The sequence below is a fragment of the Mesorhizobium sp. M1050 genome, assembly GCF_040318715.1.
Classification (GTDB): domain Bacteria; phylum Pseudomonadota; class Alphaproteobacteria; order Rhizobiales; family Rhizobiaceae; genus Mesorhizobium.
Map to the genome: position 1 here is coordinate 18,520 of NZ_JAMYMV010000055.1, position 22,543 is coordinate 41,062.

Annotated in this window: 25 protein-coding genes; 18 read left to right on the forward strand and 7 right to left on the reverse strand. The window is 63.0% G+C overall.

Translation table 11 applies throughout. The annotated features are described in order from the left end of the window. The first annotated feature begins 4 nt into the window (after positions 1–4). From NKH57_RS24935 to NKH57_RS24970, 8 genes are all read left to right on the forward strand, one after another. Positions 5–439, forward strand: coding sequence for a YfbO family protein (locus tag NKH57_RS24935; protein WP_352728401.1), 435 nt, complete (start codon positions 5–7; stop codon positions 437–439). 34 nt (positions 440–473) lie between these two features. Next, a complete protein-coding gene (locus NKH57_RS24940; RefSeq protein ID WP_352728399.1) occupies positions 474–1,067 on the forward strand; it encodes a hypothetical protein in 594 nt (197 codons plus the stop codon). Positions 1,068–1,112: 45 nt separating this feature from the next. Next, a complete protein-coding gene (locus NKH57_RS24945; RefSeq protein WP_352728397.1) occupies positions 1,113–1,718 on the forward strand; it encodes a glutathione S-transferase family protein in 606 nt (201 codons plus the stop codon). Continuing rightward, positions 1,715–2,302, forward strand: coding sequence for an urease accessory protein UreE (ureE, locus tag NKH57_RS24950; protein WP_352728395.1), 588 nt, complete (start codon positions 1,715–1,717; stop codon positions 2,300–2,302). The genes NKH57_RS24945 and ureE overlap by 4 nt, the downstream gene beginning before the upstream one ends. Next, positions 2,295–2,966 (forward strand): urease accessory protein UreF, encoded by a 672-nt coding sequence (locus NKH57_RS24955; RefSeq protein WP_352728393.1) that lies wholly within the window; start codon positions 2,295–2,297, stop codon positions 2,964–2,966. Before ureE ends, NKH57_RS24955 begins: the two co-directional genes overlap by 8 nt. Then, on the forward strand, positions 2,963–3,403 hold the full coding sequence (locus NKH57_RS24960) for a DUF3995 domain-containing protein (protein WP_352728391.1): 441 nt from the start codon (positions 2,963–2,965) through the stop codon (positions 3,401–3,403). The genes NKH57_RS24955 and NKH57_RS24960 overlap by 4 nt, the downstream gene beginning before the upstream one ends. Continuing rightward, positions 3,400–4,041, forward strand: coding sequence for an urease accessory protein UreG (gene ureG / locus NKH57_RS24965; RefSeq protein WP_352948174.1), 642 nt, complete (start codon positions 3,400–3,402; stop codon positions 4,039–4,041). Before NKH57_RS24960 ends, ureG begins: the two co-directional genes overlap by 4 nt. Positions 4,042–4,123: 82 nt before the next feature. Continuing rightward, the gene (locus NKH57_RS24970; protein WP_352948177.1) at positions 4,124–4,891 is read left to right on the forward strand and encodes a class II aldolase and adducin N-terminal domain-containing protein; all 768 of its coding nucleotides are present in this window, start codon (positions 4,124–4,126) and stop codon (positions 4,889–4,891) included. Between the two features lie 4 nt (positions 4,892–4,895). On the opposite strand, the gene NKH57_RS24975 is transcribed toward NKH57_RS24970, so the two are convergent. Next, the gene (locus NKH57_RS24975) at positions 4,896–5,528 is read right to left on the reverse strand and encodes an HAD family hydrolase (RefSeq protein WP_352728385.1); all 633 of its coding nucleotides are present in this window, start codon (positions 5,526–5,528) and stop codon (positions 4,896–4,898) included. 256 nt (positions 5,529–5,784) lie between these two features. Between NKH57_RS24975 and NKH57_RS24980 the strand changes: the two genes are divergently transcribed. After that, positions 5,785–6,744: a sugar-binding transcriptional regulator gene (locus NKH57_RS24980; protein WP_023760254.1), complete on the forward strand. Its 960-nt coding sequence runs from the start codon at positions 5,785–5,787 to the stop codon at positions 6,742–6,744. Between the two features lie 41 nt (positions 6,745–6,785). Here NKH57_RS24980 and NKH57_RS24985 read toward each other — a convergent pair whose 3' ends face one another. Beyond that, on the reverse strand, positions 6,786–6,971 hold the full coding sequence (locus NKH57_RS24985; RefSeq protein ID WP_352601653.1) for a hypothetical protein: 186 nt from the start codon (positions 6,969–6,971) through the stop codon (positions 6,786–6,788). Positions 6,972–7,081: 110 nt separating this feature from the next. On the opposite strand from NKH57_RS24985, the gene gcvA reads away from it, so the two are divergent. The 9 genes from gcvA (at position 7,082) to NKH57_RS25030 (ending at position 17,052) form a co-directional block, all read left to right on the forward strand. Next, entirely contained in the window at positions 7,082–7,987 is a 906-nt protein-coding gene (gene gcvA, locus NKH57_RS24990) for a transcriptional regulator GcvA (RefSeq protein WP_023760256.1), read from the forward strand. A 180-nt stretch (positions 7,988–8,167) separates the two neighbouring features. Further along, complete coding sequence (locus NKH57_RS24995; RefSeq protein ID WP_352948180.1) at positions 8,168–9,478, forward strand: ABC transporter substrate-binding protein; 1,311 nt, start codon at positions 8,168–8,170, stop codon at positions 9,476–9,478. A gap of 126 nt (positions 9,479–9,604) precedes the next feature. Continuing rightward, complete coding sequence (locus NKH57_RS25000; protein WP_023760258.1) at positions 9,605–10,477, forward strand: carbohydrate ABC transporter permease; 873 nt, start codon at positions 9,605–9,607, stop codon at positions 10,475–10,477. A gap of 11 nt (positions 10,478–10,488) precedes the next feature. Continuing rightward, complete coding sequence (locus NKH57_RS25005; protein WP_023760259.1) at positions 10,489–11,313, forward strand: carbohydrate ABC transporter permease; 825 nt, start codon at positions 10,489–10,491, stop codon at positions 11,311–11,313. Positions 11,314–11,362: 49 nt separating this feature from the next. After that, positions 11,363–12,361 (forward strand): ABC transporter ATP-binding protein, encoded by a 999-nt coding sequence (locus tag NKH57_RS25010; protein ID WP_023760260.1) that lies wholly within the window; start codon positions 11,363–11,365, stop codon positions 12,359–12,361. 2 nt (positions 12,362–12,363) lie between these two features. Further along, positions 12,364–13,134 carry an L-iditol 2-dehydrogenase gene (locus NKH57_RS25015; RefSeq protein ID WP_023760261.1) on the forward strand — a complete coding sequence of 257 codons (771 nt, stop codon included), beginning with the start codon at positions 12,364–12,366 and terminating at the stop codon, positions 13,132–13,134. A gap of 158 nt (positions 13,135–13,292) precedes the next feature. Beyond that, positions 13,293–14,771: a mannitol dehydrogenase family protein gene (locus NKH57_RS25020; protein ID WP_352948185.1), complete on the forward strand. Its 1,479-nt coding sequence runs from the start codon at positions 13,293–13,295 to the stop codon at positions 14,769–14,771. 14 nt (positions 14,772–14,785) lie between these two features. Further along, a complete protein-coding gene (locus NKH57_RS25025; RefSeq protein WP_352948188.1) occupies positions 14,786–15,469 on the forward strand; it encodes an HAD family hydrolase in 684 nt (227 codons plus the stop codon). Then, entirely contained in the window at positions 15,466–17,052 is a 1,587-nt protein-coding gene (locus tag NKH57_RS25030) for an FGGY-family carbohydrate kinase (RefSeq protein WP_352948190.1), read from the forward strand. Before NKH57_RS25025 ends, NKH57_RS25030 begins: the two co-directional genes overlap by 4 nt. A gap of 10 nt (positions 17,053–17,062) precedes the next feature. Here the strand turns inward: NKH57_RS25030 and NKH57_RS25035 are convergent, their stop codons facing one another. The 5 genes from NKH57_RS25035 to NKH57_RS25055 all read right to left on the reverse strand — a co-directional run bounded on the left by NKH57_RS25035 (position 17,063) and on the right by NKH57_RS25055 (position 22,340). Continuing rightward, the gene (locus NKH57_RS25035; protein WP_352948193.1) at positions 17,063–18,148 is read right to left on the reverse strand and encodes an ABC transporter ATP-binding protein; all 1,086 of its coding nucleotides are present in this window, start codon (positions 18,146–18,148) and stop codon (positions 17,063–17,065) included. A 7-nt stretch (positions 18,149–18,155) separates the two neighbouring features. After that, positions 18,156–19,202 carry an NAD(P)-dependent alcohol dehydrogenase gene (locus NKH57_RS25040; RefSeq protein ID WP_352948195.1) on the reverse strand — a complete coding sequence of 349 codons (1,047 nt, stop codon included), beginning with the start codon at positions 19,200–19,202 and terminating at the stop codon, positions 18,156–18,158. A 14-nt stretch (positions 19,203–19,216) separates the two neighbouring features. After that, positions 19,217–20,029 (reverse strand): carbohydrate ABC transporter permease, encoded by an 813-nt coding sequence (locus tag NKH57_RS25045; protein WP_352948197.1) that lies wholly within the window; start codon positions 20,027–20,029, stop codon positions 19,217–19,219. A gap of 11 nt (positions 20,030–20,040) precedes the next feature. Further along, positions 20,041–20,907 carry a carbohydrate ABC transporter permease gene (locus NKH57_RS25050; protein WP_352948200.1) on the reverse strand — a complete coding sequence of 289 codons (867 nt, stop codon included), beginning with the start codon at positions 20,905–20,907 and terminating at the stop codon, positions 20,041–20,043. A 161-nt stretch (positions 20,908–21,068) separates the two neighbouring features. Further along, entirely contained in the window at positions 21,069–22,340 is a 1,272-nt protein-coding gene (locus tag NKH57_RS25055) for an ABC transporter substrate-binding protein (RefSeq protein WP_023760269.1), read from the reverse strand. Positions 22,341–22,543 lie beyond the last annotated feature (203 nt).

Consider the following 22,543-nt stretch of genomic DNA (forward strand, 5'->3'; position numbering starts at 1 on the left):
CATCATGGATGAGCAAAAGAAACTTGCCTTGATTTCGAGAATGGGCGCGCTGCAAAAATACAATGGCGGCGTTGCTCCCCTCACTATGCCACTTGTTACATTGGAAGAATATTTCGATGGAGCTGAAGGTGAAGCCGGATTGCTGTGCAACAGTCCGGAAGCGCTGAACAATGATACGGTTCTGGCCACATTTCAGTCGATACGGAAAAGGCCTGAAGTTCATGACGTCCGGATAGCCATCGTGCAGTGTGATGATGGAGAATGGCCGTTCTCTGACAAGGTCGTCATCACAACGCGCGTCAGCGAAGAACATGTGACTGGCTGGCTGCCATCAGGCTTTGAGCCGGACGAGACCTGGGAGGGAGATGTCGATCACCTACCCGCCGAGCAGGTTGAAATTCCGGTCGGTTACCGAAAGCTATGGCTCTGGTATGACTAGCCGCGACTTTCCAAGCAGTTCGTAGAACAGACAAATGACCACCGAAATCGCGTCAGCCCACGACATCTTCCCGCACATCCGCATCGTCATGGGCATGGTGATCGGGCTTGGTGTCGCCCGCCTGCTGTCGGGCGTGGCGCGCATCGTCCAGCATCCCGGCCAGTACCGGCTCTATCCCGTGCATCTGGCCTGGGTCGCCTCGGTGCTTTTGATGCTGGTGCATTTCTGGTGGTGGGAGTTCGGTCTCTACGCCATTGAGACATGGACCTTCGGCAAGTACCTGTTCATCATCTTCTATGCGATCACGCTGTTCCTGCTCTGCGCCCTGCTGTTTCCGGATTCGATGCTGGACTACACCAGCTACGAGGATTTCTTCTATTCGCGCCGCGCCTGGTTCTTCGGCCTGCTGGGGGCGACGTACCTGCTCGATGTGATCGACACGCTGCTGAAAGGGCCGGAGCATTTCGCCCGCTTCGGCAACGAGTACCTGTTCCGCACCCCGGTCTTCGTCGCGCTCTGCATTGTCGCGATCCTGGTGCGCGACAGCCGCTTCCACATCGCCTTTGTCGCGGCGGCGCTTATCTATCAGATATCGTTCATCCTGCGGCTCTTCGACACCATCGTCTGAGCGGACGCGATGGTCTAGGTTGCTCGGGAAAGGCAGGTTTCAACCATGTACAAGGTCGTCGGATCGCGTGGATCCCGGGTCAGCCGCGTTCTCTGGATGCTGGAGGAACTCGGGCAGGCCTATGAATTCGTCGAGGTCAAGCTGCGCTCGCCGGAAGCCTATGCGCTCAACCCGTCGGGCAAGGTGCCGATCCTGATCGATGGCGAGCTGACAGTGACCGATTCGGCGGCGATCTGCGTCTATCTCTCAGACAAACATGCGGACATGGGCATGGGGACCAACCCGGGCCTGGCCGGTCGCGCCGAGATGGATTCCTGGATGCATTTTGCCCAAAGCGAGCTGGAGGCGCCGCTGTGGAACAAGCTGCGCCACCGCTTCCTGCTGCCGAAGGACATACGCGTCGATGTCGGCCCAGCGGCGGCCTACGATTTTGCCTCGGAGCTCAAGGCGCTTGAGCGGCGGCTGGGTGACAGGCCCTTCGCGCTGGGCGACCGGTTCTCGGCTGTCGACGTGCTGCTCGGCGATATTGGCGGCTGGGCCCGCGCCGGCCGGTTGCCGATCGAATCCGACCGCATCAACGCCTATTTCGACCGCGTGCTGGCGCGGCCTGCCCGCGCAAGGGCGCAAGCAAATGGGGGATCCATGAAATGAAGCTCAACCTCAACACCGACTTCACCAAATTCCCGCGTGCCGTCTCGGTGCTGACCGCCGGCAATGCCGGAACCACAGCACCATCCGGTCGTGCCGTGCTCGCCCATGACGAGCGGCATCTGCGCCGTCGAGCCATCGAACTTGCCGACGGCAGCAAGGTGCTGGTCGACCTGCCTGAGCCCGTCGCCCTGAACGATGGCGACCGGCTGGTGCTGGAGGATGGCGGCCACATCGAGATCATCGCGGCGCCGGAAGACGTCTACGACATCCGGGCTCGTGACACCGTGCATCTGGCCGAACTGGCCTGGCATATCGGCAACCGTCATCTCGCGGCCAGCATCGAGGCCGGGCGAATCCTCATCCTGCGCGACCATGTCATCAAGGCGATGCTGGAAGGGCTCGGCGCCACGGTGACCGACGTTTCCGAGCCGTTCAAGCCGGTGCGCGGCGCCTATTCCGGCCATGGTGGGCAAAGCCACGATCACGGCCATGCGCATAGCCACGCCGAGACGCATTCTCACGCGCACAGCGAATCGCATTCTCATTCGCACGGTCACGACGACCACCACCACGACCATGACTGACCAGCCTTCGAACATCGCCCTGCTGCGGCTGATGGCGTGGTTGTCGCCGGCCTTTCCGGTCGGCGGCTTTTCCTACAGCCATGGCCTCGAGCGTGCGGTGCATGACGGGCTGATCGTCGACAGCGAAAGCCTTGCCGCCTGGCTGGAAACGCTGGTCGAGATGGGCTCGGGCTGGAACGACGCGGTGCTGTTCGCAGAAAGCTGGCGCCGAGCACGCGGCGCTGGTGATCTCGATGAAATAGCGGCACTCGCCGAGGCGCTCGCCAGCTCGCGCGAACGCTACATCGAGACGATGCTGCAGGGTGCGGCCTTCCTCAAGGCGGCAGCGGCCTGGCCAAATCCCGTTCTCCAGCGTTTGCCGGCCGAATGCGCCTATTGCGTCACTGTCGGCGCCATTGCCGGCGGCAATTCAATTGCACTTCGGGATGCGCTGTCCGCGTTCCTGCAGACCTTCTTCTCCAACCTCGTCCAGGCCGCGATACGGCTCGGCGTCGTTGGCCAAAACAGGGCAACCGCCCTGCTTGCCGGTTTCGAGCCGCTGGCCGTTGCGACCGCCGCCCGCGCCGGGCGCTCGACATTGGACGATCTCGGCGGCTGCGCCTTCGCCTCCGACGTCATGGCGATGAAGCACGAAACCCAGTATTCGCGATTGTTCCGCTCATGATCATCCTCGCCTTCGCGCTTTCGACCGTTCTGCTGCTGATCACCGCCCTGCATGTTTATTGGGGCATTGGCGGGATATGGCCAGGCAAGGATGCGGCCTCCTGCGCCCACGCCGTGGTCGGCTTTCGCGGCGTCGACGAGATGCCGACGCCGTTCGCCAGTTTCGCCGTTGCCGCTTGCCTGTGCCTGGCGACGCTGTGGCCGCTGGCGCTTGAAGGCGTCTTTGCCTCGCCGTTTCCCAGGGAAGGCCTCGCCGCCACGTCGCTGCTCATCGGGCTGGTCTTCCTTGGACGCGGCATTGCCGGTTTCACGCCGTGGTGGCGGCGCCTGACACCGGAACAGCCTTTCGCGCGGCTCGATGTCCGTTATTATTCGCCGCTGTGCCTGCTGATCGGGCTCGGCTTTGCCATCCTCGCCATCACGGAGTTTCCCGCATGACACAGACAAATGGCCCGCTGCGCGTCGGCATTGGTGGTCCGGTCGGTTCGGGCAAGACGACGCTGACGGAGAAGCTGTGCAAGGCGCTGCGCGACGAATTCTCGATCGCCGTCGTCACCAACGACATCTACACCAAGGAAGATGCCATGATGCTGGCGCGGCTGCAGGCGCTGCCCGAGGATCGCATCATGGGCGTCGAGACCGGCGGTTGCCCGCATACCGCGATCCGCGAGGATGCCTCGATCAATCTGCAGGCGATCGCCGAGATGAGCCGGAAATTTCCGGATCTCGATATCGTGTTCATCGAATCCGGCGGTGACAATCTCGCCGCCACCTTCTCGCCGGATCTCGCCGACCTGACGCTCTATGTCATCTCGGTCTGCCAAGGCGAGGAGATCCCGCGCAAGGGCGGGCCGGCGATCACCCGCTCCGATTTCCTGGTGATCAACAAGAGCGATCTGGCACCCTACGTGAACGTCAATCTCGATGTGATGGAGACCGACGCCGGCCGCATGCGCGGCAAGCGGCCCTTCGGCTTCACCGACCTGTCGCGTGGCAAGGGGCTGCAGGCGGTGATCGATTTCATCGTCGAGCATGGCGGGCTCAGGGCCGGCGCTGCTGCCAGCACCGCAGCGTGAGATAGCCATCGCTGCACCAACCAAAACCGGTTGCGGGCATGGGCTGGCCACGGCATTCTTGGCAAAACCGGAGGATTTTTCGATGAGCATCGCCCGCCTGCAGAAGGAAACGCTGACCAACCTGCCCTTCTATCAGGAGCGCGTCGACCTCGCCTGTGCCTTTCGCTGGACGGCGCGGCTCAACATGCACGAGGCGGTGGCCAATCATTTCTCGCTGGCCGTCAATGATGCCGGCACGCAGTTCCTGATGAACCCCAACCAGGTGCATTTCTCGCGCATCAAGGCGAGCGACCTTTTGATGATCGACGCCAACGATCCCGAAACGCTCTCCGGCCCCAACGCGCCCGACCCGACGGCGTGGGGCCTGCACGGCGCCATCCATCGCAATGTGCGCCACGCGCGCTGCGTCATGCATGTGCACTCGATCCACGCCACGGTGCTGGCGTCGCTGGCCGACTCCCGCCTGCCGCCGATAGACCAGAATTCGGCGATGTTCTTCAACCGCCATGTCGTCGACGCGCATTATGGCGGGCTGGCCTTCGAGGAAGAGGGCGAGCGCTGCTCGCAGCTTCTCGTCGATCCCAAGGTCATGGTGATGGTGATGGGCAATCACGGCGTGCTGGTCATCGGCGATACGGTCGCCGATGCCTTCAACCGCATGTTCTACTTCGAGCGCGCCGCCGAAACCTACATCAAGGCGCTGTGGACCGGCCGCCCGCTGCGCACGCTGTCCGACGCGGTCGCCGAGAAGCCGGCCAGCGAGATGGACGACTATCCCGGCCAGGCCGAACGCCATCTCAGCGAGCTGAAGGCGATCCTCGACGAGCAGGAACCGGCCTACCGGAATTGATCGCCTACAGGTCCAGTTCAGCCCGAAGCTCATCGGCGCTGTTGATGACGACGGCGCCGGGCGGTCCGTGCATCGGCTTTTCCGGCCAGAAAATCGTCTTCATGCCCGCCGCCAGCCCCGCCATGGCGCCCGGCCAGCTGTCGTCGATCGCCATTGCCTGCGCGGGATCGACATCGGCCAGATAGGCGGCGCGCAGGAACGGCTCCGCATGCGGCTTGCCTTCGCGCACATCGTTGCGGCTGATCGTCTTCATGCCGGGATAAATGAGGCCGACGATGCTCAGATTGGCGTCGACGATCATCCGGTCCGAATTGGACACTACGGCCTGCGCCACGCCTTTTTCGCGCAATTCGGTGAAAATCTCGATCGCGCCGGGGCGTGGCTTCAAGCTCTCCACCAGCGGCAGATAGTGCTCGTATTTGCGCATGATCCAATCGTCGAAAGGCAGAGCCAGGCCGAACTCGTCGCGCATCATCTCGTAGACCGGCCAGGCGGCGACGCCGAGCACACGCTCATGCAGATTTTCAGGCGGCACAAGGCCGGCACTGCGCATTGCTGCCACAAGGGCTGCTTCGTGCAGCGGCTCGCTGTCGACCAGCGTGCCGTCCATATCCCAGAAAACCGCTTTCGGTGTCATGCAGCGCTCCTTTTTGCGATCCATTAAAGCCTTTGCGCCGGGAGATAAACCTTCGGGACCGAAGAACGTGCCGCCCGTCGGGACGGCAACCGCCCTTCTTTGCCTGATGCGGGCATTGCCGGGAGCGGAAAATTCTGGCTGTGTGCGCCGGAAGTTGGCAAGCAATTGCCCTGGAGATTGACAATTGCGCAGCAGGCCGTTCCCTGCGAAACTAGGCGCGGGCCGCTCTGAAACCGGCGGTCCTGGGAGGCAGAACGTGAATACCCGGCAGGATGGCAGCAGCAACAGGCTGGACGACGCGGCGCGTGCCGGCTGGCTTTATTATGTTGCCGGCAACACGCAGGACCAGATCGCCGCCACGCTCGGCATTTCGCGGCAGACGGCGCAGCGGCTGGTATCGCTGGCCGTGTCGGGGGGATTGATCAAGGTTCGCGTCGACCATCCGATCGCCAACTGCCTCGATCTGGCAGCACGGTTGAGGTCCCGCTTCGCGCTCGATCTTGTCGAAGTGGTGCCGAGCGATCCCAATTCATCCTCCACCACGATCGGCATCGCCGAGGCGGCTGCGGCCGAGATCGAGCGGCGGCTGCGGTCACCGACCCCGATCGTCATGGCGATCGGCACCGGCCGCACGCTGAAAGCGGCGATCGAGCAATTGCCGCCGATGGAATGCCCGCAGCACAAGGTGGTGTCGTTGACCGGCAACATCTCGCCGGACGGCTCGGCCGCCTTCTACAACGTCATCTTCACCATGGCCGACAGGGTGAAGGCGCGATCCTTCCCGATGCCGCTGCCGGTCATCGCCTCTTCGCCGGAGGAGCGCGAGATGCTGCTCAACCAGCCGATGATCCAGCCGACCCTGGCGCTGGCGGCCGAAGCCGACGTCACCTTCATCGGCATTGGCGACCTCGGTCCCAAGGCGCCGCTCTACGAGGACGGCTTCATCTCGGAAAGCGAGTTGAAGGCGCTGCAGAAGGCCGGCGGTATCGCCGAGATCGTCGGCTGGGTGTTCGATCGCGAAGGCCGCATGATCGAGGGCATCACCAACGACCGGGTGTCATCGGCTTCGCTGCCGTCGCGCGAAAAATCGCTGGTCATCGCATTGGCCATGGGCGAACGAAAGTTGCCGGGCATCCTGGCGGCCGCCAACCGGCGGCTGATCAACGGCCTCATCACCGATGAACGGACGGCTGCCGCGCTGCTGGCCAGCATCTGACAGAAGGTAGCGACGCCTGATTTGCAATAAAGCAGGCCACGCTATCCGTGCCGCCCGAAAGGGTCGTTGCCATCGAGGAAACCGAGGTCGCGCTGCAGATGCGGCGACAGGTCCCTGATGTCGAGATATGCCTTCTTTTTTATCGCGAACCAGCCAAATCCGTCCGTGAGCCACGAAATCCAGCGGTGATCCGGAGCGGGAGTGCATCTTTGCTGCGCCATGGTCATGATCGTCAACCTTCGCTATCCTGAACCCGAATGACGGGTTGATCAGGAATGTCGGTCTTACCGGCCGCCTTTGCCAATCGAACGTCTGTTATGACCCATAAGGAGGCCTTATGCCGGACCTCAGCTCGCGACAGGTTTCGCAACTCCCGCCGCTGCAGGCGATCAGGGTGTTCGACGCGGTGGCGCGCCATCTTTCCTTCACCAGGGCCGCCGGCGAACTCGCCATGACGCAGGCGGCGGTCAGCTATCAGATCAAGGTGCTGGAGGAACGCATCGGCGCGCCGCTGTTCCTGCGCCGGCCGCGCCAGATCGTATTGACCGAGGCCGGGCAGCGTCTGGCGCCCGCCGTCGGCGAGGCCTTCGCCATTCTTGGCCAGGCCTATGCCGCGGTGCGTGGCGGGGCCGACGGGTTGCTGTGCGTCACCACCGTGCTGACCTTTGCCTCGAACTGGCTGGCGCACCGGCTGGGGTCGTTCCAGATCGCCCATCCGGCGCTTGCCGTTCGGCTTGAGACGTCGAGCCGCCTGACGGACTTTGCCCGCGAGGAAGCCGATATCGCCATCCGCTCGGGCGCCGGCAAATGGCCGGGCCTGGAAGCGCACAAGCTGTTCGATGCCGATTTCACGCCAATGCTGAGCCCCAAGCTCGCGGCAAGCATCGGCGGCGTCAAGGAACCGGCCGATCTCTTGCGGCTGCCGATCCTCGATCCTGGCGACATCTGGTGGAACGAGTGGTTTTCGGCTGCCGGCGTGCACTCGCACGATCTTGCCAGACGACCCGGCAGCAGCATGGGCGCGCAGGCCTATGAGGCCAATGCGGCAATCGCCGGCCATGGCGTGGCGATCCTGACCAGGGCGCTGTTCAAGGCGGAATTGGCGGACGGCCGCCTGATCCAGCCCTTCGACTTGGTCGGCGACGACGGTCATGCCTATTGGCTGGTCTATCCGGAGGCACGCCGCAACGTGCCAAAGATCCGTGCCTTCCGCGACTGGCTGCTGGCCGAGATCGCCTGCTGACAGGCAAGCCTCCAGCAACTGCATTCAATTCGGCAATCCGTTCTGTCCGGTCGTCTGACGTCCGGCGGCCTCGTCGAGTGCTGCGCTGCAGCATCGAATCCGACTTGACATAATTGACGCCAAGTGAGTAATTGCCCAAAGCCAAGGCAAATGCTCATCTTGGTTCAAGGGAGGAATTTCATGAAACTTCGCACGCTCACCCTGGGCTTGTTGTCGGCCAGCGCGCTTGCGTTCGCCGCACACGCCGAATCCATCACCATCGCCACCGTCAACAATGCCGATATGGTCCGCATGCAGACGCTGACGGAAGACTTCACCAAGGCGAACCCTGACATCACGCTCAACTGGGTCACGCTCGAAGAGAACGTGCTGCGCGAGCGCGTCACCACCGACATCGCCACCAAGGGCGGCCAGTATGACGTGATGACCATCGGCACCTATGAAGTTCCGATCTGGGCCAAGCAGAACTGGCTGTTGCCGCTCGACAAGCTCGGCGACGATTACGATGTCAAGGACATCCTGCCGGCCATTGCCGGCGGCCTTTCGGTCGACGGCAAGCTCTATGCCGCGCCCTTCTACGGCGAAAGCTCCTTCGTCATGTACCGCAAGGACCTGATGGACAAGGCCGGGTTGAAGATGCCCGATGCGCCGACCTGGGACTTCATCAAGCAAGCCGCCGACAAGATCACCGACCGCGCCAATGGCGTGAACGGTGTGTGCCTGCGCGGCAAGGCCGGCTGGGGCGAGAACATGGCCTTCCTGACCGCCATGTCGAACTCCTTCGGCGCACGCTGGTTCGATGAGAACTGGAAGCCCCAGTTCGACCAGCCCGAATGGAAGAACACGCTGCAGTTCTATGTCGACCTGATGAAGGCCGATGGCCCCGAGGGCGCCTCTTCCAACGGCTTCAACGAAAACCTGGCGCTGTTCCAGCAGGGCAAGTGCGGCATGTGGATCGATGCCACGGTCGCCGCATCCATGGTCTCCGATCCGAAGAGTTCGAAGGTTGCCGACAAGGTCGGCTATGCGCTGGCGCCTGACAACGGTCTCGGCAAGCGCGGCAACTGGCTGTGGGCATGGTCGCTGGCCATTCCGGCCGGTACGCAGAAGACCGATGCGGCCGAGAAGTTCGTCGCCTGGGCAACCAGCAAGCATTACTCCGAGCTCGTCGCTTCCAAGCTCGGCTGGGCCAGCGCTCCTCCGGGCACGCGCACCTCGCTCTACGCCAATGCCGAGTACCAGAAGGCGGCTCCGTTCGCCAAGATGACGCTGGACTCGATCAATGCCGCCGACCCTACGCATCCGACCGTGAAGCCGGTGCCTTATGTCGGCGTCCAGTTCGTCGCCATCCCGGAGTTCCAGGGCCTTGGCACCACCGTCGGCCAGCTCTTCTCGGCGGCTCTTGCCGGCCAGTCGAGCGTCGACGATGCCCTGAAGCAGGCCCAGGACGCTGCCACCGCGACAATGACCGAAGGCGGATACATGAAGTAAGGCTCCTCCCGGTGCCGAATGCCGGTCGCCTTCTTGACCGGCAACGGCCGCCCGAGTTCCCAGTTCGGGCGGCCGCCTTTTTAACGCCTTTTGAAAATTCAGCCTGACCAGTGAAGGGTGACCGTCATGGCTACTCAGCAGACCCGTTCGCTTGCCCGTTTCATGATGGCGCCATCCGTGGTGCTGCTGTTCGTCTGGATGATCGTGCCGCTGGTCATCACCATCTGGTTCTCCTTCCAGCAGTACAATCCGCTCAATCCGATCCGCGACGGATTCGTCGGCTTTTCCAACTACGCGCTGTTCTACTCCAACCCGGCTTTCCTGCAGTCGATCCTCAACACGCTCACCCTGGTGATCAGCGTGCTTTTGATCACGGTGATCGGCGGCATCCTGCTGGCGCTTCTGATCGACCAGCCGATGTGGGGCCAGGGGATCGTGCGCATCCTCGTCATCTCACCCTTCTTCGTCATGCCGCCGGTGGCCGCATTGGTTTGGAAGAACATGATCATGCACCCGCAATACGGAGTGTTCGCCGACATGGCGCGCTTCTTCGGAGCCCAGCCGATCGACTGGTTCGGGCAGCATCCGATGCTGGCCATCATCATCATCGTCGCCTGGCAATGGCTGCCCTTCGCGACGCTCATTCTCTTGACCGCGCTGCAGTCGCTCGACGGTGAGCAGAAGGAAGCCGCCGAAATGGACGGCGCCGGCTTCATCAGCCGCTTCATCTATCTGACGCTGCCGCATATGTCGCGCGCCATCACCGTCGTCATCCTGATCCAGACGATCTTCCTCCTCTCCGTCTATGCCGAGATCCTCGTCACCACCAATGGCGGCCCGGGATACGCCTCCACCAACCTGCCCTTCCTCGTCTACCAGAAGGCGTTGCTGGAGTTCAAAATCGGCCAGGCGTCCGCCGGAGGCGTGATCGCCGTCATTCTCGCCAACATCGTCGCCTTCTTCGCCATGCGCGCGGTCGGCAAGAACCTGGACAAGTAAGGGAGGATACGATGGCACGCTCAGTCACCACCCGGCACAAGACGATCGCGACAATTGCCGCCTGGATCGTCGCGCTGCTGATCTTCTTCCCGATCCTCTACACGATCATCACCTCGTTCAAGTCGGAGCAGGAAGCCATCCAGGGTTTCAGCATCATCCCGTCGGGGACGTTCGAGAGTTATTCCGAGGTCCAGGCGCAGAACGGATATTTCAAGTTCTTCTTCAACTCGGTGCTGCTCTCGGTCGGCTCGACCATCCTGGCCCTGCTGGTCGCCATACCGGCCGCCTGGTCGATGGCCTTCTCGCCGACCAAGCGAACCAAGGACATCCTGATGTGGATGCTGTCCACGAAGATGATGCCCGCGGTTGCCGTGCTGTTTCCGATCTACCTGATCTTCCGCGACACGGGACTGCTCGACAGCCGTATCGGCCTGATGGTCATGCTGATGCTGATCAACCTGCCGATCGTGGTGTGGATGCTCTACACCTACTTCCGCGAAATCCCGGGCGAGATCCTGGAAGCGGCGCGGATGGACGGCGCATCGCTCTGGAACGAGATCATTTATGTCCTCACACCGATGGCTGTGCCCGGCATCGCCTCGACCATGCTGCTCAACATCATCCTGGCCTGGAACGAGGCGTTCTGGACAATCCGGCTGACAACAACGGAAGCAGCACCCTTGACCGCCTTCATCAGCTCGTTCTCAAGCCCGCAAGGCCTGTTCTGGGCCAAGCTTTCGGCGGCTTCGACACTCGCCATCGCGCCCATCCTGATCATGGGCTGGTTCAGCCAGAAGCAGCTGGTGCGCGGCCTGACCTTTGGCGCCGTGAAGTAAGACCGCCGCAAGCAACAGACGCCGGACATAACCCCTCGGGGAGGAAACCATGGGAAACATCACGCTCAAGAACGTCTCCAAATCCTTCGGAGCGACCTCCATCATCCCCGGCCTCGACCTGGTGATCGAAAATGGCGAGTTCGTCGTCTTCGTCGGCCCGTCCGGTTGCGGCAAGTCAACGCTGCTGCGGCTGATCGCCGGCCTGGAAGACACCAGCGGCGGCTCCATCAACATCGACGGCCGCGACGTCACCGGTGAGGCACCGGCCAAGCGCAAGCTGGCCATGGTGTTCCAGTCCTACGCGCTCTATCCGCACATGACGGTGGCCAAGAACATCGGCTTCCCGCTGAAGATGGCCGGCGAAGACAAGGCGACCATCGAAAAGAAGGTGGGGGACGCGGCGCGCGTGCTCAACCTGACCAACTACCTCGAACGCCGGCCGGGCCAGCTTTCCGGCGGCCAGCGCCAGCGCGTCGCCATCGGCCGCGCCATCGTGCGCCAGCCGACCGCCTTCCTGTTCGATGAACCGCTGTCCAATCTCGACGCAGCACTCCGCGGCACGATGCGGCTGGAGATCAGCGAGCTGCACCATCAGCTCAAGACGACCATGATCTATGTCACCCACGACCAGGTCGAAGCCATGACCATGGCCGACAAGATCGTCGTGCTGAACGCCGGCAACATCGAGCAGGTCGGCTCGCCGATGGAACTTTACAAGACGCCGAAGAACCTGTTCGTCGCCGGCTTCATCGGCTCGCCGAAGATGAACCTGATCGAAGGCGCGCCGGCTGCCAAATACAGCGCCAAGACCATCGGCATCCGCCCCGAGCATCTGGAAATCTCGACCACGGCGGGCGAATGGAAGGCCACCGTGGGCGTCGCCGAACATCTCGGCTCCGACACGTTCTTGCACGTTCAAGCTGATGGCGTCGGGCCGCTGACGGTGCGTGCCGACGGCGAACTGGCCGTCCATCACGGCGACACCATCTATCTGACGCCCGACAAGACCAAGCTGCATCGCTTCGGCGCCGACGGGAAGGCAATCTGAGCATGCGACTGGCCGGCAAATCCGCGTTGATCACGGGCTCGGCGCGCGGCATCGGCAGGGCCTTCGCCGAAGCCTATGTCGGCGAAGGCGCCACCGTCGCCATTGCCGACATCAATCTCGAGGCTGCGCGCAAGACGGCCGCCGAGATCGGCAGCAAGGCTTATGCGGTCAAGCTCGACGTCACCGACCTCGCCTCCATCGAAGCGGCGGTGAAAGCCGTCGAGGCGAAGACCGGCGGCCTCGATATATTGATCAACAACGCCGCCCTGTTCGACCTGGCGCCGATCGTCGAGATCACCAAGGCCAGCTACGACAAATTGTTTTCGGTCAACGTCGCCGGCACGCTGTTCATGCTGCAGGCAGCCGCCCGCTCGATGATCGCACGCGGCAAGGGCGGCAGGATCATCAACATGGCGAGCCAGGCCGGTCGGCGCGGCGAGGCGCTGGTCGGTGTCTATTGCGCCACCAAGGCCGCCGTCATCTCGCTGACCCAGTCGGCGGGGCTCGACCTGATCAAGCATCGCATCAACGTCAACGCGATTGCCCCTGGCGTCGTCGACGGCGAGCACTGGGATCACGTCGATGCGCTGTTCGCCAAGTATGAAAACCGGCCGAAGGGCGAGAAGAAGAAACTGGTCGGCGAGGCAGTACCGTATGGCCGCATGGGCACGGCGCAGGACCTCACCGGCATGGCGGTCTTTCTCGCCAGCGCCGACGCCGAATACATCGTCGCCCAGACCTACAATGTCGATGGCGGCCAGTGGATGAGTTGAGGCGGGGACGGCCTCTGCTCCTCGTACCTCCGCGGGGGGCAGAGGCCGACATCGCAGGGCGCATCGACCTTGGAATACGTGCCGCCCCTTATCCTCTCCACGTGAGAAACGGGGAGAGGGAGTAACGAAGGCCGCAGCCCGGCCAAAGGGTAAAACAGATGACCGTAAAACTCTCGTCCGCAAACCTCTCCAATCTACCCGTCAAGGTCGCCGGTCCGAAATACGACCGCTCGGGGCTCAAGGCCGGCATCGTGCATTTCGGCGTCGGCAATTTCCATCGCTCGCACCAGGCCGTCTATCTCGACGATTTGTTCAACTCGGGCATCGGCCATGACTGGGCGCTGGTCGGCGCCGGGGTGTTCGAGGGCGAGAAGATCGGCCGCGCCAAGCTGGAAGAGCAGGATTGGCTGACCACGGTGGTCGAGCAGGACTCTGGGCATATGAGCGCCCGCGTGACCGGCGCCATGGTCGACTTCCTGATGCCGGGCGACGCGGCCGGCATCGTCGAACGGCTTGCCGACCCGGCGATCAAGATCGTTTCGCTGACCATCACCGAAGGAGGTTATTTCATCGACCCGGCCTCCGGTGTGTTCAACCCGACCCATCCCGACATCGTGGCGGACGCGCAGGCAGGCGCGACGCCGAAGACGGTGTTCGGTATCATCCTCGCCGGGCTGGTCCGCCGCCGCGACGAGGGCACGGTGCCGTTCACGGTGATGTCTTGCGACAACATTCCCCACAATGGCCATGTCACCTCCGACGGGGTCATTGGCCTGGCCCGTCTGATCGACGAGGATCTGGCGAACTGGGTCGGCGAAAAGGTTGCCTTTCCGAACGGTATGGTCGATCGCATCACGCCGGCCACATCAGACCGCGAGCGTGGCATACTGGCCAAGGATTTTGGCCTCGAGGACAACTGGCCAGTGTTCTGCGAGCCGTTCCGGCAATGGGTGCTGGAGGATCATTTCACCGATGGCCGTCCGCCGCTGGAAAAGGTCGGGGTGCAGTTCGTCAAGGACGTCGCGCCCTACGAATTGATGAAAATCCGCATCCTCAATGGCGGCCACGCGACCATTGCCTATCCGGCCGGCCTGATGGACATCCATTTCGTCCATGAGGCGATGCAGGAGCCGCTGGTGGGCGGTTTCCTGGCCAAGCTCGAACGGGACGAAATCATCCCGACCGTGCCGCCGGTGCCGGACACGGTTCTGGAAGAATATTACCAGCTCATCGAGAGCCGCTTCTCCAATCCCAAGATCGGCGACACGGTGCGCCGGCTCTGCCTCGACGGTTCCAACCGTCAGCCAAAGTTCATCATCCCGACCATCGCTGATCGCCTGAAGGCCGGCAAAAGCGTCGACGGCCTGGCGCTGGAATCGGCGCTGTGGTGCCGCTACTGCTTCGGCACGACGGACAGCGGTGCCGCCATCGAGCCCAACGACCCGAGCTGGGACCGGTTGCAGGCGACGGCAAAGGCGGCAAAGGACGCGCCCGCCGCTTGGCTTGCCATGGAGGACATCTATGGCGATGTCGGCCGCGCAACAGCGTTTGTCGAGGCCTTCGCCCATGCGCTCAACATGCTGTGGGCGAATGGCGCGCGCGCGACGCTGACGCGCTACCTCGCCGGCGAGCTCTGAGACCATTCGACGTCATGACGCCTGAACTGGTCATCTTCGACTGCGATGGCGTGCTGGTCGACAGCGAGGCACTCTCCGTCTCGGCGCTGCTCGGCGTGATCAAGCTGGCCGGCGGCAATTTCAGCGAGGATGCCGCCTACGAACATTTCCTCGGCAAGAGCATGAAGAGCGTGCGCGAGATCCTCGGTCGCGACTTCGGGCTGGATATCACCGACAGCCACCTGACCGAGATGCGCGTCGACCTGATGCGCAGGTTTCGCGAGGAGCTGAAGCCGATTGCCGGCGTGAAGGAGATGCTGCCGAGGCTAGGGCTGCCGTTCTGCGTCGCGTCCTCGGGCACGCTCGACCGGATCCGCTACGCGCTCGAAGTCACCGGATTGCTGGGGCTGATGGAACCGCATCTGTTCAGCGCCTCCATGGTGGCCAAGGGAAAACCGGCGCCCGACCTGTTCCTCCATGCCGCCGCCAGCATGCGGGCCCAACCCCGCAAATGCCTTGTCGTCGAGGACAGCCCGGCAGGCATCACAGCGGCGCGGGCGGCGGGTATGCGCGTGTTTGCCTTCAGCGGCGGATCGCATGCCGGCAACCCGACATTGAAAGCGCGGCTTGCGTCGAGTGAACCGGACTTTATATTCGCTGACATGCTGCAATTGCCCGATCTGATTGCAGGCCTGGGAGCGAGAGTTAGAGCATCTTGACGAAACAGTTCGTTTGCGCGGTCGATGTCGGCACCGGGAGCGCCCGCGCGGGCATTCTCGACGCCAGTGGCACCTTGCTCGGTCGCGCCGAGCGGCCGATCATCATGAACCAGCCGAAGCCCGACCACGCCGAGCATGATTCGCGCGATATCTGGTCGGCGGTCTGCACCGCCGTGCGCACTGCCCGCGAAAAGGCCGGCGTCGCCGCCGAGGACGTCGTCGGCATCTCCTTCGACGCCACCTGTTCGCTGGTGGTGCGGGATCGGCAAGGCGGCCAGCTCAGCGTCTCGACCACCGGCGACAGGCGCTGGGACACAATTGTCTGGCTCGACCATCGCGCCATTGCCGAGGCCGACGAATGCACGGCAAGCGGCCATGCCGTGCTCGACTATGTCGGCGGCGTCATGTCACCGGAAATGGAGACGCCGAAGCTGATGTGGCTGAAGCGAAACCTGCCCAGGACCTGGAATGAAGCCGGCTATCTATTCGACCTCACCGATTTCCTGACCTGGCAAGCGACAGGCTCGACGGCCCGTTCACAATGCACGCTGACCGCCAAATGGACCTATCTGGCGCATGAGGAGATGGGTTGGCGCCGCGATTTCTTCGAGCTCGTCGGCCTCAACGATCTTTTCGAGCACGGCAATCTGCCCGAAAGGGCCAGCCCGATCGGTACCGATATAGGTCAGCTGACGGCGCAAGCGGCGGCAGAGCTTGGCCTGAGCGAAAGATGCCGGGTCGGCGCCGGCGTCATCGATGCCTATGCCGGCGCGCTTGGCGTGCTCGGCGGCTTTGCCGGCGACGAACAGAATATCGGCCGGCACCTGGCTCTGATTGCCGGCACGTCGAGCTGCGTCATGGCGATGTCGCCCGATCCGCAACCCTTCGCCGGCGTCTGGGGCCCATATTACGGCGCAGCCTTGCCGAAGCTGTGGCTGTCGGAAGGCGGCCAGTCGGCAACCGGCGCCCTGCTCGACCACATCATTCGCTGGCATGGAGCCGGCGGCGAGCCGGATGCCGCCATGCATGCAAAGATCGCCAGGCGCGTCGCCGAGCTGCGCGCCACCGAGGGTGAAAACCTTGCCGCAAGGCTGCATGTGCTGCCCGATTTCCACGGCAACCGTTCGCCGCTCGCCGATCCGCATGCCGTCGGCGTCGTCAGCGGGCTGACGCTGGACTCCTCCTTCGACAGCCTGTGCAAGCTCTACTGGCGCACCGCCGTCGGCATCGCGCTCGGCGTGCGCCACGTACTGGAGGCGCTGAACGAGAACGGCTACCTGATCGATACGCTGCATGTCACCGGCGGCCATACCAAGAACCCGCTATTGATGGAGCTCTATGCCGACGCCACCGGCTGCGCGGTCATCGAGCCGTTGGCCGACGAGGCGGTGCTGCTCGGCACCGGCATGGTCGCGGCAACCGCGGCCGGGCTGTTTCCCGACCTCAACGCGGCCTGTCTGGCCATGCAGCAAGGCGGCAGGATGCGTGCCTCGAACCCTAAATCAGCCGGGCGTTTCGACCGCGATTACAAGGTTTTCCTCGAGATGCACCGCCAGCGGCAGATGCTGGACGCGATCCGGTAGGTAAAGCGGGCTACTGTCTCAGCAGGGACACGCCAGACTTCGCATCGAACAGGTGAAGGCTCGTTTCGTCGACCGCATAGCGGACATGGCTGTTGACGGCAGGGCATTCGCGGGTCGGCACCAGCGCGCTGATTTCCTTGCCGCCGGAACCGAAGATCACCAACGCGTCGTTGCCATGAAACTCTATGAGATCGGCTGTGCCTTCAAGAAGGTTGCCAGCATCAGCGGCAGCGGTCTTCAGATCAGGGGGCCTGATACCAAGCACCGCGCGCTCTACGCCTTGCAGATTGAAGCGCGGGGCTTCGATCGAAAAGACTGCACCGGCGCTCGTCAGAATCCAGCGGTTGTCTTTGCGCCCCACGGCTACGTCGATGAAATTCATGTTCGGCGTCCCGATGAACCCGGCGACGAACAGATTGCCCGGCCGCTCGTAGATTTCGGCCGGCGAGCCGATCTGCTCGATCCGGCCGTCGCGCAAAAGCACGATGCGGTTAGCGAGCGTCATTGCCTCCAGTTGGTCGTGGGTAACATAGACGGTGGTCGTCTTCAGCGACTGGTGCAGCCGGGCGATCTCGATGCGCATGTGATTGCGCAATTTGGCATCCAGATTGGATAGCGGCTCGTCGAACAGGAACACCTTTGGCGTCTTGATCATGGCGCGGGCAATCGCAACGCGCTGCTGCTGGCCGCCGGACAGCTCCGCCGGTTTGCGGCCGAGATAGGGATCCAGCCCCAACGTCTTCGAGACCGCCTCGACGCGCTGCTGGATTTCCGCCTTCGGCACCTTCTGCCGCTTCAGGCCGAAAGCGATGTTGTCGAAGATCGTCATGTGCGGATAAAGCGCGTAGTTCTGGAACACCATGGCAATGCCGCGGTCGCCAGGGTCGAGGTCGTTGACCACCTTGCCGCCGATCGAGACCTCGCCGCCGCTGATGTCCTCCAGCCCCGCCAGCATGCGCAGCAAGGTCGACTTGCCGCAGCCGGAAGGGCCGAGGAAGACGACGAACTCGTGTTCCTCGATGGCGAGGTTCAGGTCGCGGATGACGGTCGTCGCGCCATAGGACTTCTCGATATTGGAGCAGGTGATCGCGGACATGGTTCGGTCAGCCCTTCTCGCTCGAAATCAGGATCTGCAGCTTGACGTCTTCCGGATGCGCCGCGGCCGCGCGCTCGAATGCCTTGATGCTGTCGTCGAAGGAATAGGTGCCGGTAATCAGCGGATTGAGGTCGACCTTGCCGGAGGCGATCAGCTGCAAGGCACGGTCGAAGATGTTGGCGTAGCGGAACACCGTCTCGATGCGAACTTCCTTCGATATGGCCGCCGGCACATTGAGCGCCACCGGCTCGACCGGCAATCCGACGAGGACCACCGCGCCGCCAGGGCGCACGACGTCGAACAGATTGGCGAACGCCTTAGGGCTGCCGCTGGCCTCGAAGACGATATCGGCGCCCCAACGGTCGGTCGCCTCAGCCACCGCGTCGACCAGCGACTGCTCGCCGATATTGACCGGGACGATACCCGGATAGCGCGCCGCGATCTCGAGCTTCGGGGCGGAGAAGTCCGAAATCAGCACTTTCGAACAGCCGCCGGCAAGGGCTGCCAGCGCGATCATGATGCCAATCGGGCCACAGCCGACGACGACCGCCACGTCGCCCGGAACGATGCGCGCACGGGCAGCCGCCTGCATGCCGATCGCAAAGGGCTCGACCATCGCACCTTCTGCGAAGGAGACGTTGTCCGGCAGCCGGTAGGTGAACGCGGCCGGATGCACGGCTTGCGGCGCAAGAATGCCATGCACCGGCGGCGTCGCCCAGAAGCTTACGTCGGGGTCGACATTGTAGATGCCGAGTTTTGTTGCGCGCGATGACAGGTTCGGCACGCCCGGCTCCATGCAGACGCGATCCCCGACCTTCAGCGTCCTGACATTGGCGCCGACTTCGACGATCGTTCCGGACGCTTCGTGGCCAAGCACCAGCGGCGCGCGCACGACGTAACTGCCGATGGCGCCATGGGTGTAATAGTGCACGTCGCTGCCGCAGACACCGACTGTGTGGATGGCGATCCTGACGTCGTCCGGCCCGACGTCGAGCGGCAACGCAATCTCGCGCAGGGCCAGCTCGCCCTTCTTCTCAAGCACCAAAGCCCGCATGTCTCGTCCTCGCTTCAAGTCTTTTTTTGCCGGAAAACGGAATTCAGGAAACCGCTGAGCACGCCGAGAAACAGAAGCGGCGGCAGCGACAGAAGCACGACCGAGGCGTTGAGGATGCCCCACGGCACGTTCATGCCTTGCTGGGACAGCTCCGAGGCGACGATCGGCAAGGTCTTGGCATTGGAGCTGGACAGCATCAGCGCGATCAGGAACTCGTTCCAGACCAGCACGAAGCTGAACGCCACCGCACCGATCAACGAGCGCGCCGCGACCGGCAGCGCGATCCGCCAGAACACGGAATAGGCGCCGTAACCATCGACGAAGGCGGCTTCCTCGACCTCCTTCGGCACGCTCTGGAAGGCGGGAATGGCCAGCCACATGATCACCGAGATGGTGAGCAGCGAATAGGTGACGATCAGCGCAGCGAGCGTGTCGTAGAGGCCGAGCTGTAGCCAGATCACCATCAGCGGGATGGCCACAGCCACCGGCGGCAAGAAGCGCAGCGACAGCACGAAGAACTGGATGTCGCCGGCCCAGCGGTTGGGGTAGCGCGCCACAGCATAGGCGGCAGGCAGGCCAAGCACCACGCCGATCAGCACCGCGACGCCGCAGGCGATGACTGAGTTGTAGAGGCCGGTCATGACACTGTCGCGGCCGATGATGTAGCTGATGTTGGCCAGCGTCGGCGTGAACACCAGGCGCGGAACGCGGGTGATGATATCGACATTGTTCTTCATCGAATTGAGCGCCGTCCACAGCAGCGGAAACACGGCCATGAAGCCAGCGAAGGCCAGCACGGTCCTGCCGACAAGGCGGCCCGGCCTCATGCGATATTGTCTCATGCCTGCACCCGCTTCCACAGCATGGTGAAGGTGATGACGGTGGCGATCATCATCAGAACCGCCATCGCCGAGGCATAGGACACCTTGCCGGACTCGATGAAGCCCTGCGAGAATGCGTACATATCGAGCGTTTCGGTCGCCACGCCCGGTCCGCCGCGGGTCATCACATAGATCAGGTCGAAGGAGCGCAGCGACTCGATCATCTTGACGAACATCAGGCTGATCAGCGGCGCCTTCAGCATCGGCAAGGTCACATAAGCATGGATCTGCCAGTGCCTGGCGTGGTCGAGGCGCGCCGCCTCGATCGGCTGCGGCGGCAAGGTCTCCAGCAGCTTCAGCACGATGACGGCGAAGAACAGGCCCCATTGCCAGACATCGACGGAGGCGACGGCGAACAGTGCCGTCGCCGGCTTGGACAGCGGGTCGAAGATCAGCCCGCCGGTCAGCAGCCGGTACGGGTAGGTGGCGATGCCGTAGAGCGGATGGTAGGCGAACTTCCAGACGAAGGCGGCCGAGACACGCGGCAGCAGGACCGGGACAATGAACAGCAGGCAGTAGATGTTGCGCAGGCGCGGCGAGGCGACCTCGAACATCAGCACGCCCAGTCCGATCGCTACGGCCATGGTGGCGACAACCGTGACGACCTCCCACTTCACCGAAACCCAAACCGCATTGAGAAAGCGGCGGTCGAAGAACAGATCATAGAAGTTCGACAACCAGACATAGGAATAGGCCGTCGAGGAGAGCTCGCGGTTCTGCAGGGCAATGACGATCGCGTAGAGCGTCGGCACCATCGACAGGACCAGGAGAATGACGAGCGTCGGCACTATGAAGGTGACCGGCAAGGATGAGCGTCGCGGCATCTGTCTATCCTTGGCTGCGTCTCGGGCGATTGAACATGGCTGGACCTTTCGCGCGATGGCAGGCTCAAACTGCGGCGGAAGAGAAAAGGGGACCTGCGGCGCACACAGGTCCCGACATTCGGTCGAATGCCGCGGATCGCGCGCCGCAGGGGGAGGATGGCTTATTTCTTCACCAGCTCGTTGGCATAGGCCTCAAGCTCGTTGAGGCCGCCCTTGACGTCGGTGCGGGTGCCGGTGACCAGTTCCTCGAGGATGATGCCCCAGCGATCGCCGAGATCCGGCCAGCGCGGATCCTGCCAGAAGTTGACCGCCGTGACCTTGCCGGTCTCGGCCAGCGCCTGACCGAGATCGGCGCCGTAGATGTCGGCGAATTCCTTGCTGGACAGGATGCTGGTGCGGTTCAGCTCACCGAACTGGTGGGCGTCGAGCCGGCGCTTCTCGTTTTCCTTCGACGTTGCCCAGGCGATGAACAGGCCGGCGCATTTCTTCGAGGCATCGTCGGCATTGGCCTTTGCCGCGATGGCAAGGCCATGACCGTAGCCACCACCGGTAAGCGGCGCCGGCGGCGGCAGGAAGCCGATCTTGCCGACCACCTGCGAGGTCTTCGGATCGACCGCCATGCCCGACAGCGGCGTCGATTCGACAAGGATGGCGACCTGGCCGGCCAGGAAGGCGCCGGTCGATTCATCCCAGCTGCCGGTCTGCGTGCCGGGTGCCGAATCCTTGAACAGCTTCAGATAGGTTTCGGTCGCCTTGACGGCGGCCTCCGAGTTGAAGGCTGGCTTGTCGCCGTCGAACCACTGGCCGCCATAGGCCTTGAACAACGGCATCCAGCGCCAGACATTGGCGCCCGAACCGCGTGCGCCGCGCAGCGCGATGCCATATATGCCCTTGTCCGGATTGGTCAGCTTCGGCACGTCGGCGATCAGTTCGTCCAGCGTCTTCGGCGGCTGGATGCCGGCGGCCTCCAGAATATCCTTGCGGTAGACCATCAGGTCGCCGCCGCCGGTCAGCGGCGCGAACCAGACCTTGCCGTCATAGGTGGCGACCTTCTGGCGGCCCGGATCGAAATCGGCATAGTCGTAGTCCGCCGGATAATAGTCGGTGAGCGGCACGATCCATTTCGACGAGGCAAATAGCGCCACGTTGGCTTCGTCGACATAGTAGACGTTGTAGTTGCCGACGGTGGACGCATCGGCGCGCGATTTCGCACGGCGGTCGTTCTCGTTCAGATAGTCGATCTGGAAGCTGGCACCGGCCAGCTTCTGGAACTCGTCCTTGGAGTCCTCCAGAAGCGTCAGGCCGTCGCGTGGCTGCGCCAGCACCTTGACCGGCGCCGAGCAGACCGGCGCCTGCGCCAAGGCAATGGTGGAAACGGTAGCGGAAAGCATAAAAGCTGCGCCAAGGCTGGCAGCAAGCCGAACTGGTTTCATGATCTTTTCTCCTCCAGGAACATTTCGCAGGAAGCGGAAGTCCTCGGCTTGCGCGATCCTCACCATCGCCCGAGTGACATGCCACCCATCGCTAAAATGCGGAGTTGCGACGAGGCTTGCTAGAGCGGGATGAATTTAGGTTGGGCATAGCCAGCCTCGGTGAAGTAATTTCGGCATTCGGTTGACGTGACCTCGCCGAGGAT

Coding starts and splice junctions, on each gene's coding strand:
- NKH57_RS24970 (WP_352948177.1), top strand. CDS start 4,124: ATGAGCATCGCCCGCCTGCAGAAGGAAACGCTGACCAACCTGCCCTTC.
- NKH57_RS25025 (WP_352948188.1), top strand. CDS start 14,786: ATGACGCCTGAACTGGTCATCTTCGACTGCGATGGCGTGCTGGTCGAC.
- NKH57_RS25035 (WP_352948193.1), bottom strand. CDS start 18,148: ATGTCCGCGATCACCTGCTCCAATATCGAGAAGTCCTATGGCGCGACG.
- NKH57_RS24935 (WP_352728401.1), top strand. CDS start 5: ATGGATGAGCAAAAGAAACTTGCCTTGATTTCGAGAATGGGCGCGCTG.
- NKH57_RS24995 (WP_352948180.1), top strand. CDS start 8,168: ATGAAACTTCGCACGCTCACCCTGGGCTTGTTGTCGGCCAGCGCGCTT.
- ureE (WP_352728395.1), top strand. CDS start 1,715: ATGAAGCTCAACCTCAACACCGACTTCACCAAATTCCCGCGTGCCGTC.
- NKH57_RS24955 (WP_352728393.1), top strand. CDS start 2,295: ATGACTGACCAGCCTTCGAACATCGCCCTGCTGCGGCTGATGGCGTGG.
- NKH57_RS24975 (WP_352728385.1), bottom strand. CDS start 5,528: ATGACACCGAAAGCGGTTTTCTGGGATATGGACGGCACGCTGGTCGAC.
- NKH57_RS25000 (WP_023760258.1), top strand. CDS start 9,605: ATGGCTACTCAGCAGACCCGTTCGCTTGCCCGTTTCATGATGGCGCCA.
- NKH57_RS25020 (WP_352948185.1), top strand. CDS start 13,293: ATGACCGTAAAACTCTCGTCCGCAAACCTCTCCAATCTACCCGTCAAG.
- gcvA (WP_023760256.1), top strand. CDS start 7,082: ATGCCGGACCTCAGCTCGCGACAGGTTTCGCAACTCCCGCCGCTGCAG.
- NKH57_RS25050 (WP_352948200.1), bottom strand. CDS start 20,907: ATGCCGCGACGCTCATCCTTGCCGGTCACCTTCATAGTGCCGACGCTC.
- NKH57_RS24985 (WP_352601653.1), bottom strand. CDS start 6,971: ATGACCATGGCGCAGCAAAGATGCACTCCCGCTCCGGATCACCGCTGG.
- NKH57_RS24960 (WP_352728391.1), top strand. CDS start 2,963: ATGATCATCCTCGCCTTCGCGCTTTCGACCGTTCTGCTGCTGATCACC.
- NKH57_RS25010 (WP_023760260.1), top strand. CDS start 11,363: ATGGGAAACATCACGCTCAAGAACGTCTCCAAATCCTTCGGAGCGACC.
- NKH57_RS24945 (WP_352728397.1), top strand. CDS start 1,113: ATGTACAAGGTCGTCGGATCGCGTGGATCCCGGGTCAGCCGCGTTCTC.
- NKH57_RS24940 (WP_352728399.1), top strand. CDS start 474: ATGACCACCGAAATCGCGTCAGCCCACGACATCTTCCCGCACATCCGC.
- NKH57_RS25015 (WP_023760261.1), top strand. CDS start 12,364: ATGCGACTGGCCGGCAAATCCGCGTTGATCACGGGCTCGGCGCGCGGC.
- NKH57_RS25005 (WP_023760259.1), top strand. CDS start 10,489: ATGGCACGCTCAGTCACCACCCGGCACAAGACGATCGCGACAATTGCC.
- ureG (WP_352948174.1), top strand. CDS start 3,400: ATGACACAGACAAATGGCCCGCTGCGCGTCGGCATTGGTGGTCCGGTC.
- NKH57_RS25040 (WP_352948195.1), bottom strand. CDS start 19,202: ATGCGGGCTTTGGTGCTTGAGAAGAAGGGCGAGCTGGCCCTGCGCGAG.
- NKH57_RS25045 (WP_352948197.1), bottom strand. CDS start 20,029: ATGAGGCCGGGCCGCCTTGTCGGCAGGACCGTGCTGGCCTTCGCTGGC.
- NKH57_RS25055 (WP_023760269.1), bottom strand. CDS start 22,340: ATGAAACCAGTTCGGCTTGCTGCCAGCCTTGGCGCAGCTTTTATGCTT.